This window comes from Martinezella sp. CNPSo 3959 (assembly GCF_057784355.1).
Genome location: NZ_JBXSOV010000004.1, coordinates 179,150 through 194,927 on the forward strand (window position 1 = coordinate 179,150; position 15,778 = coordinate 194,927).

At 59.6% G+C, this 15,778-nt stretch carries 13 protein-coding genes; 10 read left to right on the forward strand and 3 right to left on the reverse strand.

Annotated features, from left to right (window positions below; genetic code table 11):
* Positions 1–324: 324 nt before the first annotated feature.
* The 4 genes from AC13RE_RS13285 (at position 325) to AC13RE_RS13300 (ending at position 4,419) form a co-directional block, all read left to right on the forward strand.
* The gene (locus AC13RE_RS13285) at positions 325–1,413 is read left to right on the forward strand and encodes a polyamine ABC transporter substrate-binding protein (RefSeq protein ID WP_488485634.1); all 1,089 of its coding nucleotides are present in this window, start codon (positions 325–327) and stop codon (positions 1,411–1,413) included.
* Positions 1,414–1,543: 130 nt separating this feature from the next.
* Positions 1,544–2,686: an ABC transporter ATP-binding protein gene (locus tag AC13RE_RS13290; protein ID WP_488563259.1), complete on the forward strand. Its 1,143-nt coding sequence runs from the start codon at positions 1,544–1,546 to the stop codon at positions 2,684–2,686.
* 2 nt (positions 2,687–2,688) lie between these two features.
* Positions 2,689–3,600 carry an ABC transporter permease subunit gene (locus AC13RE_RS13295; protein ID WP_132715859.1) on the forward strand — a complete coding sequence of 304 codons (912 nt, stop codon included), beginning with the start codon at positions 2,689–2,691 and terminating at the stop codon, positions 3,598–3,600.
* A 3-nt stretch (positions 3,601–3,603) separates the two neighbouring features.
* Positions 3,604–4,419 carry an ABC transporter permease subunit gene (locus tag AC13RE_RS13300; RefSeq protein WP_112398702.1) on the forward strand — a complete coding sequence of 272 codons (816 nt, stop codon included), beginning with the start codon at positions 3,604–3,606 and terminating at the stop codon, positions 4,417–4,419.
* A 27-nt stretch (positions 4,420–4,446) separates the two neighbouring features.
* On the opposite strand, the gene AC13RE_RS13305 is transcribed toward AC13RE_RS13300, so the two are convergent.
* Positions 4,447–6,342, reverse strand: coding sequence for an AsmA family protein (locus AC13RE_RS13305; protein WP_488563260.1), 1,896 nt, complete (start codon positions 6,340–6,342; stop codon positions 4,447–4,449).
* A 164-nt stretch (positions 6,343–6,506) separates the two neighbouring features.
* Between AC13RE_RS13305 and AC13RE_RS13310 the strand changes: the two genes are divergently transcribed.
* Positions 6,507–8,459, forward strand: coding sequence for an acetoacetate--CoA ligase (locus AC13RE_RS13310; protein WP_488563261.1), 1,953 nt, complete (start codon positions 6,507–6,509; stop codon positions 8,457–8,459).
* A gap of 356 nt (positions 8,460–8,815) precedes the next feature.
* Entirely contained in the window at positions 8,816–10,732 is a 1,917-nt protein-coding gene (locus AC13RE_RS13315; protein WP_488563346.1) for a DEAD/DEAH box helicase, read from the forward strand.
* Positions 10,733–10,819: 87 nt separating this feature from the next.
* Here AC13RE_RS13315 and AC13RE_RS13320 read toward each other — a convergent pair whose 3' ends face one another.
* Positions 10,820–11,842: an SAM-dependent methyltransferase gene (locus AC13RE_RS13320; protein ID WP_488563262.1), complete on the reverse strand. Its 1,023-nt coding sequence runs from the start codon at positions 11,840–11,842 to the stop codon at positions 10,820–10,822.
* Between the two features lie 373 nt (positions 11,843–12,215).
* Between AC13RE_RS13320 and AC13RE_RS13325 the strand changes: the two genes are divergently transcribed.
* Both AC13RE_RS13325 and chrA read left to right on the forward strand, forming a co-directional pair.
* Entirely contained in the window at positions 12,216–13,028 is an 813-nt protein-coding gene (locus tag AC13RE_RS13325) for a chromate resistance protein ChrB domain-containing protein (RefSeq protein ID WP_488563263.1), read from the forward strand.
* Positions 13,029–13,034: 6 nt separating this feature from the next.
* On the forward strand, positions 13,035–14,438 hold the full coding sequence (chrA, locus tag AC13RE_RS13330) for a chromate efflux transporter (protein ID WP_488563264.1): 1,404 nt from the start codon (positions 13,035–13,037) through the stop codon (positions 14,436–14,438).
* Positions 14,439–14,458: 20 nt separating this feature from the next.
* Here the strand turns inward: chrA and AC13RE_RS13335 are convergent, their stop codons facing one another.
* Positions 14,459–14,653 (reverse strand): hypothetical protein, encoded by a 195-nt coding sequence (locus AC13RE_RS13335; protein ID WP_132715865.1) that lies wholly within the window; start codon positions 14,651–14,653, stop codon positions 14,459–14,461.
* Positions 14,654–14,696: 43 nt separating this feature from the next.
* On the opposite strand from AC13RE_RS13335, the gene AC13RE_RS13340 reads away from it, so the two are divergent.
* Together AC13RE_RS13340 and AC13RE_RS13345 are read left to right on the forward strand one after the other, a co-directional pair.
* On the forward strand, positions 14,697–15,347 hold the full coding sequence (locus AC13RE_RS13340; RefSeq protein WP_488563265.1) for a Type 1 glutamine amidotransferase-like domain-containing protein: 651 nt from the start codon (positions 14,697–14,699) through the stop codon (positions 15,345–15,347).
* Positions 15,348–15,369: 22 nt separating this feature from the next.
* The gene (locus tag AC13RE_RS13345) at positions 15,370–15,771 is read left to right on the forward strand and encodes a GFA family protein (protein WP_488563266.1); all 402 of its coding nucleotides are present in this window, start codon (positions 15,370–15,372) and stop codon (positions 15,769–15,771) included.
* The last annotated feature ends 7 nt before the right edge of the window (positions 15,772–15,778 follow it).

The following is a 15,778-nucleotide window of genomic DNA, read 5'->3' on the forward strand; positions in this document are numbered from 1 at the left end:
ATGAACCCCTGGTGATGGGTTTGAGTTTGCCCGCTGAGCGGGGCGGCGAAACAGGTTTGAAAATGTTCGCGAGCGAGAACGTCGCGATGTTAGCAAAGCCGGCTTGCGTATTCACGCGTGAAGCAGGACTTGAGTTCACGATTGCGTGCGAACGGCAGCCATTTGCAGAGCGCTCGATCGTTTTTGGGTAAAAAAGCTAAAGCGCGCGCTGACCTGCCTTTTTCCCTTGTCGCCTTTCGATTTCCTTTCTAGTCTAACGGGAAAAACAGAGGGTTGGGCATCGGCTGGATGCCCTTGAACAAAACAGGAGAGACTATGAAGTCCATGTTCGCACGGCTTGCAGCAACGGCTTTTGCGGTCGTTTCGCTGGCGACGGTCGCTCAGGCAGAAGACAAGGTCGTCAATATCTACAATTGGTCCGATTACATCGACAATTCGATCCTCGCGGATTTCACCAAGGAAACCGGCATAAAGGTCGTCTACGATACCTTCGACCAGAACGAGACGCTGGAAACCAAGCTGCTGGCCGGCAAGACCGGCTACGACATTGTCGTACCGACGGCTTACTTCCTGCAGCGCCAGATCAAGGCCGGTGTCTTCCAGAAGCTCGATAAGTCCAAGCTGCCGAATATCTCCAACATGTGGGATACGGTGCAGAAGCGCATTGCGACCTACGATCCCGGCAACCAGTACGCCATCGACTACATGTGGGGCACGAGCGGTGTCGGCTATAATGTCGACAAAGTGAAGCAGATCCTTGGCACTGACGATGCGCCCGATATCAACGTGATCTTCGATCCGAAGCTCGCCGCCAAGTTCAAGGATTGCGGCATCTACGTGCTGGATTCCCCGACCGACGTCATTCCGGCCGCGCTGCGCTATCTGGGCCTCGACCCGAATTCGACCAAGCAGGAAGACTTTAAGAAGGCCGAGGATCTCCTGACCGCGATCCGTCCTTTCGTTCGCAAGTTCCACTCCTCCGAATATATCAATGCGCTTGCCAATGGCGATATCTGCCTGGCGTTTGGCTATTCCGGCGACGTGCTGCAGGCCCGCAACCGTGCCGCCGAGGCGAAGAACGGCGTTAACATCGCCTATTCGATCCCGACAAAGGGCGCGCAGATGTGGTTCGACGTCATGGCGATCCCCGCCGATGCGCCGCATGTCGAGGAGGCGCATATCTTCCTCAACTACATCATGAGGCCTGAGGTCATCGCCAAGGCGAGCAACTTCACTTCCTATGCCAACGGCAACAAGGCGTCGCAGCAGTTCGTGAGCAAGGATGTACTGGAAGATCCGTCCGTTTATCCGACCGACGCGGTCCGCGAGAAACTGTACACGCTGACCCCTTGGGACTCTAAAACGCAGCGCGTGGCGACGCGCTTGTGGACAAAGGTCACGACAGGCCAATAAATCGAAGCGGCCCGGACGGCAACGTCCGGGCCTTTCCTTATGAGGATAATGCAGGAAATCACGAGCGCGCCGAGATGGGGAAGAGCCGGCGCGTCGAGCGCCCGTAGGGGCATCCATTTGGGGATAGATAATGAAGTCACTCGGTAATATCCGGCGTTCCTTTGCTCCTTGGACCGACCCTTCGGCCAAGCCTTACATTTCCTTCAAGAACGTGACGAAGAAGTTCGGTGATTTCACCGCCGTCGATAACCTCTCCCTGAATATCTACAATCGTGAATTCTTCGCTCTTCTCGGCGCATCGGGCTGCGGCAAGTCCACGCTTTTGCGCATGCTGGCGGGCTTCGAGCAGCCGACGACGGGAGAGATCGTGCTCGATGGGCAAGATCTTGCCGGCACGCCGCCTTATCGCCGCCCCGTCAATATGATGTTCCAGTCCTACGCGCTGTTTCCCCATATGTCGGTGGAAAAGAACATCGCCTTCGGCCTGCGCCAGGATGGCATGCCGAAAGCCGAGATCGACGATCGCGTCGCGCAAATGCTGAAGCTCGTCAAACTCGAACAGTTCGCCAAGCGCAAACCCAACCAGCTTTCCGGCGGCCAGCGCCAGCGCGTGGCCCTGGCCCGCTCGCTTGCGAAACGGCCGAAGGTGCTGCTGCTCGATGAACCCCTTGGCGCGCTCGACAAGAAGCTGCGCGAGGAAACCCAGTTCGAACTCATGGATCTGCAGCAGAGCCTGGGGCTGACCTTCGTCGTCGTTACCCACGACCAGGAAGAGGCGATGACCATGGCCGACCGCATCGCAGTCATGAGCCACGGCAAGGTGGTGCAGGTGGCGACGCCGGCCGAGATCTACGAGGCGCCCAACTGCCGCTTCGTTGCCGACTTCATCGGCGATGTGAATATCCTCGACGGTAATGTCAACTCGGCACAATCGGGCATCGTCGAGATCGCGATCGAATCGGGCTTCACGGTGCGGACGGCTTCTGGCGACATACCATCGGCTGGAAGCCGCGCCAGTCTCGCCATCCGCCCGGAAAAGCTTCGGGTTTCGCCGCGCCCGCCGGCCAATGCCTCGGTCAATGCAGCAGAAGGCGAGATCTGGGACATCGCCTATCTCGGCGACATGACCGTTTTCCACGTCAAGCTGAAGAGCGGGCAAGTGGTCAAGGCCTCGTCGCTGAACGCAGTCCGCGCCGTGGAAGAGCCCTTCGCCTACGACCAGAACGTCTGGATCTCCTTCGATGAAAATGCCGGCGTCTTGCTGAAGGATTGATCATGAAAGCGCTCGGCTCCTCTATCTATCAGCGCCTCGTCATCATCGTTCCCTATGCCTGGTTGCTGCTCTTCTTTCTCGCGCCCTTCCTCATCGTCTTCCGCATCTCGCTGTCGACGAAGGCCCTGTCGGTGCCACCCTATGATCCGTCCTTCGCTTGGACTGACAGTTTCGGCGACTGGTGGGACAAGCTGCAAACCATGTCGTTCGACAATTACATATGGCTTGCCGGCGACCCGCTCTACATGAACGCCTACCTGCAGAGCCTGCAGATCGCCGGCATCTCGACGCTCCTGACGCTGATCATCGCCTATCCGATCGCCTATGGCATGGCGCAGGCGCCGCGTACGATTCGGCCGACGCTGCTGATGCTGGTCATTCTGCCCTTCTGGACGAGTTTCCTCATCCGCGTCTATTCCTGGATGTCGATCCTGAGCACGACGGGCCTCCTGAACCAACTGCTGATGGCGCTCGGCATCATTCATGAGCCGCTTGTCATCCTGAACACCAATACCGCCGTCTATATCGGCATGGTCTATTCCTACCTGCCCTTCATGGTGTTGCCGCTTTATTCCGCGCTGGAAAAAATGGACGGCACGCTGATCGAGGCCGCGCAGGATCTTGGCTGCACGCCGATCGGCGCTTTCTGGCGCGTCACCTTTCCGCTTTCGCTTCCCGGGGTCATCGCCGGCTGCATGCTGGTCTTCATTCCCGCCGTCGGCGAGTTCGTCATCCCCGATCTGCTCGGCGGATCGCAAACCCTGATGATCGGCAAGGTGCTCTGGACGGAATTCTACAGCAACACCGACTGGCCGCTGGCATCGGCGGTGGCGACCATCCTGCTTCTGGTGCTGGTGGTGCCCATCGTCTTCTTCCAGCATTTCCAGGCGAAAGCCGATGAGAAGGGGAGATAACTTATGATCCGCTGGTCCCGCTTCAACATCGTCTCGGTCACGCTCGGCCTGGCCTTCCTCTACCTGCCGATCCTGCTGCTGGTGATCTACTCCTTCAACAGCTCGCGCCTCGTTACAGTCTGGGGCGGCTTCTCGACGCAATGGTACGTTCATCTTTTCAGCAATGATACGATGCTGAATGCGGCGTGGCTGACGGTGCGCATCGCGCTGCTCTCGGCGACGATTGCAACGGTGCTCGGCACCTTCGCGGCGATTACGCTGGTGCGCTACACGCGTTTCCGCGGCCGCATCCTGTTTTCGGGCATGATCTACGCGCCGCTGGTCATGCCTGACGTCATCACCGGCCTGTCGCTGCTGTTGCTCTTCGTGACGTCGGGCGTCGATCGCGGATTCTGGACGATCGTCATGGCGCATACGACGCTGACCATGTGTTTCGTCGCCGTCGTGGTGCAGTCCCGCCTGCTCACCTTCGATCGTTCCATCGAGGAGGCGGCGCTGGATCTCGGCGCACCGCCGGTGCGCACCTTCTTCGAGGTGACGCTGCCGATCATCGCCCCGGCCGTCTTCTCCGGCTGGGTGCTGGCGCTGACCTTGTCGCTCGACGATCTGGTGATTGCGACTTTCGCTTCCGGTGCCGGCGCCAAGACGCTGCCGATGCTGATCTACAGCCAGGTGAAGCTTGGCGTGACGCCGGAAATCAACGCCATCTGCACCATTCTGATCGGCGTGGTCGCCGTCGGGGTCATCTGCACTTCCATCGTGACGAAACGTCGCGAGGTTCAGCGACAAAGGGATGAGCACGCCGCTGCAGCAGCTTGAAGTGCTACAGGCAAACGGCGTGAAGAATTACGGCTGTGGTATCGGCTTTTGCAGAAGCGTTGCGACCGGCGAAATCACCGGGTTCGGCCAACTGCCGCCAATGAAGAAGGGCAGCATCGGCAATTCGTCGGCATCGGATGGTGAGGTCGCCTCGATCGCGCCGGAGAGGGCCAGCCCGTTGGTGCGGAACGGAACCACGCCGTTGAAGGTGATCGTTTCGTTGCGGCCCGTAACGGTTGCGTTCTGTACCTCGGCGGAGCCTTTGGCAAAACTTGCATCCGCGTTGATGCTGTCGAAGTCGAAAGACGAGTCGGCGATGTCGCTCATCCGGAAGAATGCCTTCTGGGCGGCAAGCGTCCGGAAGGTGGCGAGATTGAATTGGCGAAACGACCCTGCCGACGAAGCGAAGTGCAGCGTGCCGGCGACGTCGCTGAGCGTGGCAACCCAGATCGGCTTCGAAGTGCTGAGCGCAAGATCCAGAGAGGCCGATGAAGGCATAGGCAGCGGGCCAATCAGCTTCAGGCGCGTGAAGAGCCCACCGAAATCGGCATTTCGGATCGATATCTGCAATTTGCCGCCGCCGTCGAAATCGCCCGGCGCGACCTCAAGATGCGCGGTCAGGGAACCATTTTCGAAGCCGCTGTCGCCTATATCGAATTTCGCCTTGCCGCCTAACACCAGCAGGCTGGCGCCGATATCATCGAACTGGAAGGGGCCGAGAGCCGCCTTGTTCGATGATAGCCGCAGGTCGAGATCGAGCCGCTGCAGCGGGTTGCCATTCAGCAGCGCATCGATGGCGGTTTCAGCCGCAAGGCGCATGGAGAAGGCGGCCAGGAAGGGATTGAGGTTCATCTGATCGAACGCCAGCGTGCCGGAAATCTTCGGTTTGCCCGCTTTTGTGTAGTTCAGGTCCATGATGCCGGAGGCAGCGGAATCGTTGACTTTGAAGCTCAGATTGTTGAAGCGCAGGCCGTTTTCGATCGCTGCGATGTTTGCGGTGAGCGAGATATTCTTGAGGGCATCTGCTGCCGGCAGGCGCTGACCGCTCCAGGCGATGAAGGAGGGAACGTTCGGCACGTTCAGATCCAGATTGCCCGAAAGCGCCGAAAAGTCCGCTATGCTGGTGATGCCGGTATAGGTCCAGTTGATCAGCGGCGAGACGAAGCTGGTCGTGGTGTTCACATTCTTGCCGGCGAAGAACAGCAGGGGCTGCGTCGAATCGAAATTCAGCTTGATGTCCTGACCGTTGAAGCGGGCAAGGATAACGGCGCTCAGCGACTGGGAAAGTCGTGGCCATGCGATGTCGGCGTTGACGGCGTTGAGCTTATAGATATTGCCGCTGTGCTCGTCGGTCATCTCAACGCTGCCGTCCTCGATTGTCAGCATGCCGATGGCCGCGTCCTGTTCCTTGCTCATCCGCATGCCGTCGCCGGAGGTGGCCCCCGCCTGCTCGATCGCCTTGGAAAGCCGGCCTTCGTTCGTCCAGTCGATCAGGCCATTCTCGTCGCGGCGGATGTAAAGGGTCGGGCGCAGGAAATGGAATTCGTGGAAATGCGCGTGCCCGCGGATCGCCGACCACAGCGAGAAATCCGCGGAGAGGCTATCGACGTGGCCAAGGACCTTGCCGTTCCTCGACGGTTCGCGGATGGTGACCTGGTTGAGCGTCACGCGTGGCGTCGGCCAGAAATCAAGTGTCGGGTCGCCTTCGATCTGGGCGCGATATCCCGTCCATTCCGAAAGTGCCTTCTCGATGCCGGAGCGCACCAGGCCGCTTGAAATCAGGAAAGGTGCAGTCGCTCTGAAGACAGCGAACACGATGAGGATCGTGAGAAGAATGAGGCCGGTCGTGCGAGCAAAGGCAGGCAGCCAGCGCGAGGCCGAACGCATCGTCAACCGCCACTTGTTGTTTTTCGAAGCTCTCATGATCCCGAGGAGACTCTTGAACTGATAGGGATAGTCTGCCTGAGTTTGCCGGATATAGGAAATGTTTGCCCGATGCAAACATCACGCACTGGCAATGCCCACAACACCATGTTTTATAATGCGCTGCAACATCGCTATATAGAGCGAAAAGCGGGGAGAGAAATATGCAGGATCAGCAGCCGCTCTGGACGCCGTCGGAGGAATTTCGCAACCAGAGCCCGATGTTTGCCTTCATGCAGGAGTGCAATCGCCGCTTCGGCCTCTCGCTGGCAGATTTTGCCGGCCTCCATGCCTGGTCCATCGCCGATCGTGAAAACTTCTGGTCGGCGGTATGGGATTTCTGCGGCGTGAAGGGCAAGCGCGGTGAGCGGGCGCTGATCCATGGCGATGTCATGCTGGATGCCCGCTTCTTTCCCGATGCCGAGCTGAACTTCGCCGAAAACCTATTGTCGCGAAGCGGCGAGGGCGATGCGCTGGTCTTCTGGGGCGAGGACAAGGTGCGTGATCGTTGGTCATGGGACCGGCTGGCCGCGATGGTATCTCGCCTGCAGCAGGCCTACCGCGCCGAGGGCATCGGCAAGGGAGACCGCGTGGCGGCCATGATGCCGAACATGCCTGAGACCATTGCCTGCATGCTGGCGGCCGCGTCGATCGGCGCAATCTGGTCCTCCTGTTCACCGGATTTCGGCGAACAGGGCGTTATGGATCGTTTCGGCCAGATCGAGCCGAAGCTCTTCATTGCCTGCAGTGGATATTGGTATGGCGGCAAGCTGCAGGATGTCACTGCAAAGGTCAGCGCCATCGCTCAGCGCCTGAAAGCGCCCACCGTCATCGTGCCCTATGCCGGCAATGCCGAGGCGGTCGTGGCGGCAACGCCGGGCGGGCGAACCCTCGACGATCTGGTTGCCCCCTTCGAGGCGAAAGCGGTCGAGTTTGAGCCCGTCTCCTTCTCCCATCCGCTCTTCATCCTGTTTTCCTCGGGCACGACGGGTGTCCCGAAGTGCATCGTGCATTCGACCGGCGGCGCGCTGCTGCAGCTCCTCAAGGAGCATCGCCTGCATTGCGGCGTCGTGCCGGGTGAGAAGGTTTTCTACTTCACCACCTGCGGCTGGATGATGTGGAACTGGCTGGTGACCGGCCTTGCCGCCGGCGCGACGCTCTGCCTCTACGACGGATCGCCCTTCGCGCCCGATGGCAACATTTTGTTCGACTATGCGCAGGAAGAGAAATTCGCGCTGTTCGGCACCTCGGCCAAATATATCGACGCCGTCCATAAGAGCGGCCTCACGCCGAAGACCTCTCACGATCTTTCGAGCCTGCGGCTGATGACCTCCACGGGCTCGCCGCTGTCGCCCGAGGGCTTCACCTTCGTCTATGAAGGCATCAAGGACGATATCCAGCTCGCCTCCATTTCCGGCGGTACCGATATCGTCTCCTGCTTCGTGCTCGGCAACCCGCTGCAAGCGGTCTGGCGCGGCGAGATCCAGGGGCCGGGCCTCGGCCTCGCCGTCGATGTCTGGAACGATGAAGGCAAGCCGGTGCGCGGCGAGAAGGGCGAGCTCGTCTGCACCAAGGCGTTCCCCTCCATGCCGGTCATGTTCTGGAATGATCCCGAGCGTGCCAAATATCGCGCCGCCTATTTCGAGCGCTTCGACAATATCTGGTGCCATGGCGATTTCGCGGAGTGGACAGAGCATGGCGGCCTCATCATTCACGGCCGCTCCGACGCCACACTCAATCCCGGCGGCGTGCGCATCGGCACGGCCGAGATCTACAATCAGGTCGAGCAGATTCCCGAGGTTCTGGAGGCGCTCTGCATCGGTCAGGATTGGGACGATGACGTCCGCGTGGTGCTTTTCGTTCGCCTTGCCGCCGGCGTCGCCCTGACCGAAGACCTGGTTAAGGCGATGAAAACCCGCATCCGCACCGGCGCCTCGCCGCGCCATGTGCCGGCCAAGATCATCGCGGTTACGGATATCCCCCGCACGAAATCCGGCAAGATCGTCGAGCTTGCGGTACGCGAGGTGGTGCACGGCCGTCCGGTCAAGAACAAGGAAGCACTCGCCAATCCGGAAGCGCTCGATCTCTTCGCCGGGCTGGAAGAACTCAAAAGTTAAGGTGAGCCTTAAAACCGACGGGCAAACGATGACCATCGTTTGCTAACCTCGCGTTAAGAAAGCTTGGTCAAAAGTAAAGGCCAACTTGAGACCGTTCGCATGAGCTGGAGCGGATTGGAGCCACTCTCGGCGCCCGAGACATGAAGTTCCCCGACTCGAGCTGGCTTTTCGACAGCATAAACTTCAAAGGCAGCGCGATTCGCTGCCTTTTTTTCGTTTCGCCCCGCACGAAAACGCGTCTGCTCTGTACATTGCCGCCTTGAGCAAGTATGTGCACGCGTGAAGAAGAGGTTCGCGACGTGCGAGCCACGATGATCGCCGCCTTATGGCGCGCGAAGAATTCCGAAAGACAGATGATGACTGAATTCGAAGGCATCGCTCCTGCGATTGCCCAGGCTTTGGCGAAGCGCGGTTACGAAACGCTGACGCCGGTGCAAAAGGCCATGCTCGATCCGGGCCTGGCCGGCAAGGATGCGCTTGTCTCGGCCCAGACCGGCTCGGGCAAGACGGTTGCCTTCGGCCTGGCGCTGGCGCCCGGCCTGCTTGATGGCGCGGAACGTTTCGGCCGCGCCGGCGCGCCGCTGGCGCTGGCGATTGCACCGACCCGCGAACTGGCGCTTCAGGTCCAGCGCGAGCTGGAATGGCTCTATGGGCTCACGGGCGCCACGATCGCCTCCTGCGTTGGCGGCATGGATATGCGCACGGAACGGCGGACACTGGAACGCGGAGCCCACATCGTCGTCGGCACGCCGGGGCGTCTCTGCGATCACATCCGCCGCAATTCGCTCGATATCTCCGAACTCAAGGCCGTCGTACTCGACGAGGCCGACGAGATGCTCGATCTCGGTTTCCGCGAGGATCTGGAGTTCATTCTGGAATCCGCGCCGTCTGATCGTCGCACGCTGATGTTTTCCGCCACCGTGCCGCGTTCGATCGCCAAGCTCGCCGAAAACTATCAGCGCGACGCCGTCCGCATCGCCACCGCCTCTGAGGCCAAGCAGCATGTCGATATCGATTATCGCGCGCTGACCGTCGTGCCGAGCGACAGGGAAAACGCCATCATCAACGTGCTGCGCTATTATGAGGCGCGCAATGCCATCGTTTTCTGCTCGACGCGTGCTGCCGTCAATCACCTGACGGCTCGCTTCAACAATCGTGGCTTTTCGGTTGTTGCGCTCTCAGGTGAGCTTAGCCAGAACGAGCGCACCCACGCCCTGCAGGCCATGCGCGACGGCCGCGCCCGCGTCTGCATCGCCACCGACGTGGCCGCCCGCGGCATCGATCTGCCGGGCCTGGAACTGGTCATCCATGCGGACCTGCCGACCAATCCGGACACACTGCTGCATCGCAGCGGCCGCACCGGCCGCGCCGGCAACAAGGGCGTCAGCGCCCTCATCGTGCCGCTCAGCGCCCGCCGCCGCACCGAACGCCTGCTGGAAGCAGCCTGCATCCGCGCCACCTGGGCAAAGCCGCCGTCAGCCGATGAAGTGAGCCAGCGCGACGACGAGCGTCTTCTCGCTGATCCGGTCTTTGAAGCGCCGCTTGCCGAAGACGAGGAGTCGATCGTCCGGCAGCTGCTGGAGCGCCACGGCGCCGAGCAGGTTGCTGCCGCATTCCTACGGCAATATCGCGCCGGCCATTCCGCGCCCGAGGAATTGCAGGACGTGCCGGCCGAAGGCGAGCGCCGAAAGCCCCGCCGCGACGATTTCCCGGTCACACCTCGCGATGAGGGCTCGTCTGCTGGGCGCAACGACTTCACCGATGGTCTCTGGGTATCGCTCTCTGTCGGACGCAAGCAGAATGCCGAGCCGCGCTGGCTGATCCCCATGCTCTGCCGCAACGGCAATCTGACCAAGCGCGACATCGGTGCCATCAAGATGCAGCCTGAGGAAACCTTCGTCGAGCTCTCGACGGAAAGTTTTGAGCGCTTCCTCGCGGCCATCGGCCCTGACAAGACCCTGGAGCGCGGCATCAGGGTCAAACCGCTCGCCGGCATGCCGGATTTCCAGGCCAAGCGGGAAGGCGGCTTCGCAAAGAAGAAGCCCTTCGCTGAGAAGGGACCGCGTTCGAATGACGGCCCGAAGGCGAAATGGAAGTCCGACCGTAAGCCGGAGCGAGCGAATGCAGGCGAGGGCAGCGTTTCCGAGCGTTCCGACAAGAAGCCCTGGGCGAAAAAGCCCGGAAAACCGGGCTTCGCCAAGAACGACGGGCCGTCAGCAGGCAAGCCGAATTCGAGGGCCAAGCGCAAGGCCGCGCGCGTTCAGGGGGAATAATTTCTATCTCTGAGTTCAAGGGGGCGGTAGCCCCCTTGGCACTATCTCCGCATCCCCGGCAAGAGGAGACGGGTACTCCGGGCACCGCTACTCGAAGAAGATCAAGCTTGCCGGCGATGGTGGTAGTGGCTTTACCCTCACATTATGAAAACCGGCACGCCTAGCCATCTCGGTCAGGCCCTTCTGCGTGTAGGCCTCGCCTTTTGGCGTACTGGCCAGCATCTCCCATGAGAAAGCGGCTGGGAAGGGCGGCGATACGAGATCGTCGTTGGGCACGAAGTCCACCGCAACCACCTTGCCCTCGGCGCTCAAGGTAGCCCGGCTCTTCCTAAGCAATTCGGCGCAAGTTTCCAGGTCGAAGTGATGCAGGAAGTTCGGCAGCAGGATAAGATCATAGTCCGTGCCCCAGTCGACTTCGAATGCGCTGCCGGCAATGACCTTGTAGCGTTCGGCGACGCCAAATTGCTGCGCATTACGTTTGGCCAATTCCAGAACGGAGCCCCAATCGACCGCAACGATCTCGGCCGAAGGAAAAGCCTTCGCCATCTCGATCCCGAAAAGCCCGTGCCCTGCGGCGATATCGAGTATCTTCCTTGGCTGCATGGGCAAGTTGGCCATTTCGGTGGCGAGGCCGATCGCGCTGCCGCCAGTGAACGAGCCCATGCCGCGAGCAAATTTCACCCACACCGGATTGTCCGGAGACATGTTTGCCAATCCAATGGACCCGCCGTTGCGGACATAGGAAGACGGATCGTCCAGGATCTGCTTGAGGATCTCCGGGGCGGCCAGGAATTCGATGGCCCCGCCCATATAGGCTGGTGAATGCCGGTCGAGGAAAACTCGGCTGGATGCGGTCAGAGCATATTGATTGCCTGTTTTCGTGAGAAAGCCGTTCACAACGAGATAGTCGCACAGAATGCGCACGCCTCTTTCGGCTGCATTTGTTGCGGCCGCCAGGGATGCTGCATTGCTGCCGTCGCCAATCAAGGTAAAAAGATCGAGTTCTATGGCGGCTACGATGGCGGCCGTCTTTCGGCACGCAAACATCGCATCGACCACTAGATTGGGCGAAACTTCGCCTACGTCTGCTTCTACTGCCGTCGATGACATTGGATCCCCCTATGTGCCCAATGACCGACCGGAATAGTCGGTCGCAAGGATGAATTATCTCACAGAAGGCGCCTGAGTTTAAGTTTGCCATCGATAATACTAAGAAGATACATCAGATATTCTTGGCCGTCGGCGCGGTTGACGTCGTCGGGACCTCCCATCGTCGCGACAGAACTTCACGACAACCGCGACGTTACGATCAATTTGCAAGTGGTTGCGGAAGCCGAGGAATGTTTGCCCGGTGCGGCACGCGGTTATTCGGCTTGACATTTAAAGCACGTCAGGCAGAAAATTGATCATGGGGCTGCGATCACCCCACGAGGCTACGGCTGAAGAATCGCGTCCGTGAAACCGAGCCAACGGAGGACGCGCTATGCCGTCATTTCTGGAAATTACACCCGACAAGCTCAATCGCATTATCGGCACGCCCAATTTGCCTGCGATTATCGATGTCCGTAATGACGAGGATTTCGCCGCTGATCCTCGTCTTATTCCCGGCTCCAGTCGTCGCGACTATCGAAGGGTAGCCGACTGGGCGAGCGAACTGGCGGGGCCTGCCATCATTCTCTGTCAGAAAGGACAGAAACTCGCCCACGGAGTTGCTGCCCATCTGCGCGTCGTGGGAAAGGAGGCGGAGGTCCTCGAAGGCGGGTTCGAAGCGTGGCGCAGCGCGAAGTACATGCTGGTCGCCGAGGAAAAGCTGCCTCCCCGCGATGCCAAGGGGCGGACCGTATGGGTAACGAGGGCACGGCCGAAGATCGATCGTATCGCTTGCCCATGGCTGATCCGGCGCTTCATCGATCCGTCAGCAATCTTCCTGTTCGTTCCCGCAACCGAAGTTTCGGCCGTCGGCGATCGCTTTAAAGCGACACCATTCGATATAGAGGATGTCTTCTGGAGCCATCGCGGCGAGCTGTGCACCTTCGATGTCATGATCGAGGAATTCGGTTTCGGCACAGAACCTCTCCTTCATCTTGCAACCATCGTTCGGGGCGCCGATACCGCCCGGCCGGACTTGGCACCGGAAGTGCCGGGGCTGCTTGCGGCCTCGCTTGGGCTTTCGCGAATGTTCAACGACGACCTGCAGCAGTTGGAAGCCGGCATGGCGCTTTACGATGCCTTCTATCGCTGGTGTCGTGATGCGACGGAAGAGACGCACAATTGGCCAAATCCGAGGAAGATGTAAGAGACTATGACCGACCTCGCAAAAAATGTAGCCGAGCGATCAAGCGCGGCTGATCGGGACATCGTTCCCCTCCATGAGGCCATTAAGGTCTGGATCCGCGTCGCCGCCCTGAGTTTCGGCGGACCGGCTGGGCAGATCGCCGTCATGCACCGCATCGTTGTCGACGAGAAGAAATGGGTAGGAGAGCACAGGTTCCTTCATGCCCTGAACTACTGCATGTTGCTGCCGGGCCCAGAAGCGCATCAGCTTGCAATCTATATCGGCTGGCTGCTGAACAGGACCCTGGGTGGGATGATCGCCGGCATTCTGTTCGTCCTGCCGGGCTTCCTGGCAATTCTCGCGCTCAGTTACGTTTATGTCCTGTTCGGAAACCTGACCTTTATCGAAGGGATGTTCTTCGGGCTCAAATGCGCCGTGCTGGCGGTCGTCGTTCAGGCGGTCTTTCGCATCGGGAGCCGAGCCCTCAAGAGCAGGGCTATGGTTGCTTTGGCCGCCGCTGCCTTCGTGGCGATCTTCTTCCTGCATGTTCCGTTCCCCGTCATCATCGTTGGAGCCGGGCTTATCGGCTACCTGGCCTCTCGGGCAGGGGTTGCCGCCTTCAAGATGGGCGGCGGGCACAAGTCGGGCTCCGGGACAATTCTGGAAGACAAGGACTCCGTTCTTGGCGAGGAGATCCCTTTGCACGCTCGACCAAACCTCGCCTGGTCTCTGAAGACCTCGGGTGTGCTGGCGGCCGCATGGCTCATTCCGGTTGCGGCCCTCGTGATGACGCTCGGCCCCGACAATGTCTTTTCCAAAATCGCGATATTCTTCAGCGAGATGGCAATCGTAACCTTTGGGGGCGCCTATGCCGTGCTGGCTTATGTTGCACAAGAGGCCGTCCAGCAATTGGGTTGGCTGCGACCGGGCGAGATGCTGGACGGTCTGGGAATGGCGGAAACGACCCCGGGACCGCTGATCATGGTCACGCAGTTCGTTGGTTTCCTGGCGGGTTATCGCAATCCCGGCACCCTTAGCCCCCTTGCGGCGGCGACCTTCGCTGCCATGCTGACAACGTGGGTCACCTTTCTGCCGAGCTTCCTTTGGATTTTTGCAGGTGCGCCGTTCATCGAGAAGATGCGCGGCAATGTCGCGCTGACCGGTGCCATGTCTGCGATAACGGCAGCTGTAGTGGGCGTCATCCTCAATCTCGCGATTTGGTTCGGGCTGCATGTGCTGTTCGGTCAGACCACAAGCTTGGCCTATGGTTCGTGGACGATGGATGTGCCCGTTCTGACCTCGCTTTCATTGCCCTCGCTAGTGCTGACCTTGCTTGCCGCCATCGCCATATTTCGCCTGAAGATGTCGGTGATATCGACCTTATTGGCATCTGCAGCTTTGGGCGTTGGCTGGACTGTCTTCGTTTCCTGACGGCAGACGCATTGGCGTCCTCAATCGCGCAAGGGCAGCCAAATGCCCATCAGCGCTACTGCCAACCCGACTAACATCGCCATTTTAGCGCTCGACAGGTGCAAGTTCTGCAGATCGTGCTTGGAATGAAGACTGGCGGCAGTTTTAATAGTGCCTGTTTCGCCGCACACTGTGGAAGGCTCGATCACCCTTCCGTTGGAATCCAGTATGGTCAATCTAGTCTTTTATAGTGATCAAATAATACCTGAGAACAGAAGAGTGGACCTCAAGCTTCTGTCAATGATGGCTGCTCTCAAATTGGGAAACCGGATCGGATACATTCCATCTGGCCCTGAACCGGACCGGCGCTTTTTTAACGACCGTAGGCAATATTATAATATCCACGGTATAGAGGTGTCGCTGTTCTATGATCCGGAAGGGTCGAGGGCTATCGAAGACAGAGAAGCGCTTTTCGCGTGCGATGGCATTCATCTGACGGGTGGTCACACTGCTGAATATCTACAGCGGCTGCGACGAAGCGGGATGCTCTCGCTTCTGAGAGATTGGGCGCTCGGCGGCGGTGTTTTGATTGGGACCAGCGCCGGCGCCATTCTCATGACACCGACGATTGCCACCGACGCCCTGTTCACAGGTGAAATGCCGGAAGCTCTGGTCAAGGAAACGGCGCTCGACCTCGTGCCATTCGAATTCTTTCCGCACCTGAACGAAAAGGCAAGCTATCTCAACGAGCTTATCCGTTACAGCAAGTTCACGAACCGACCAATTCTGGCCTGCAATGATGGGGATGGCATTGTCGTTTCGAACGGACGGGCGGATTGTATCGGAAAACCTGTTTGGATCGCAGACGGCGAGGTCAGGCACGCAAACGACATCACTCTCGACGGACTGGTCCTTTCGCAAGACTCCTAAAGCACTTTAGGTAAAGTAAACCATGCTGATCGGCTCGTGTCATTGCGGCAAGGCGGGCTGGACGCTCGAAGGCGATCCAGGCTCGATTACCGCCTGCAACTGTACGCTCTGCCGGCGTTACGGCACGCTATGGGCCTACGATTACGAAGGAGAGCGGGTCTCCGTCACGGGCCAGACTGCCTCCTATACCCGCGCCGGCAAGGACAGGCCGTCTCTCGAAATACTGTTCTGCCCGTCCTGCGCCTGCGTGGTGAGCTGGCGCGGCCTGAGGCTGCAAAAGGATGGCCGCCGGCGCATGGCGGTCAATGTTCGGCTGGCGCCGCCGGATCTCGTTGCCGACCTGCCGATCGATCACTTCGATGGGCTTGACACGTTTGAAGACCTTCCTTCCGACGGGCGATGCGTGCGCGATCTCTGGTTTTGACGGCACG

Bases quoted from the DNA above. Each gene is read 5' to 3' on its own strand.
- AC13RE_RS13285 (WP_488485634.1), top strand. From the start codon at position 325: ATGTTCGCACGGCTTGCAGCAACGGCTTTTGCGGTCGTTTCGCTGGCG.
- AC13RE_RS13290 (WP_488563259.1), top strand. From the start codon at position 1,544: ATGAAGTCACTCGGTAATATCCGGCGTTCCTTTGCTCCTTGGACCGAC.
- AC13RE_RS13295 (WP_132715859.1), top strand. From the start codon at position 2,689: ATGAAAGCGCTCGGCTCCTCTATCTATCAGCGCCTCGTCATCATCGTT.
- AC13RE_RS13300 (WP_112398702.1), top strand. From the start codon at position 3,604: ATGATCCGCTGGTCCCGCTTCAACATCGTCTCGGTCACGCTCGGCCTG.
- AC13RE_RS13305 (WP_488563260.1), bottom strand. From the start codon at position 6,342: ATGAGAGCTTCGAAAAACAACAAGTGGCGGTTGACGATGCGTTCGGCC.
- AC13RE_RS13310 (WP_488563261.1), top strand. From the start codon at position 6,507: ATGCAGGATCAGCAGCCGCTCTGGACGCCGTCGGAGGAATTTCGCAAC.
- AC13RE_RS13315 (WP_488563346.1), top strand. From the start codon at position 8,816: ATGACTGAATTCGAAGGCATCGCTCCTGCGATTGCCCAGGCTTTGGCG.
- AC13RE_RS13320 (WP_488563262.1), bottom strand. From the start codon at position 11,842: ATGTCATCGACGGCAGTAGAAGCAGACGTAGGCGAAGTTTCGCCCAAT.
- AC13RE_RS13325 (WP_488563263.1), top strand. From the start codon at position 12,216: ATGCCGTCATTTCTGGAAATTACACCCGACAAGCTCAATCGCATTATC.
- chrA (WP_488563264.1), top strand. From the start codon at position 13,035: ATGACCGACCTCGCAAAAAATGTAGCCGAGCGATCAAGCGCGGCTGAT.
- AC13RE_RS13345 (WP_488563266.1), top strand. From the start codon at position 15,370: ATGCTGATCGGCTCGTGTCATTGCGGCAAGGCGGGCTGGACGCTCGAA.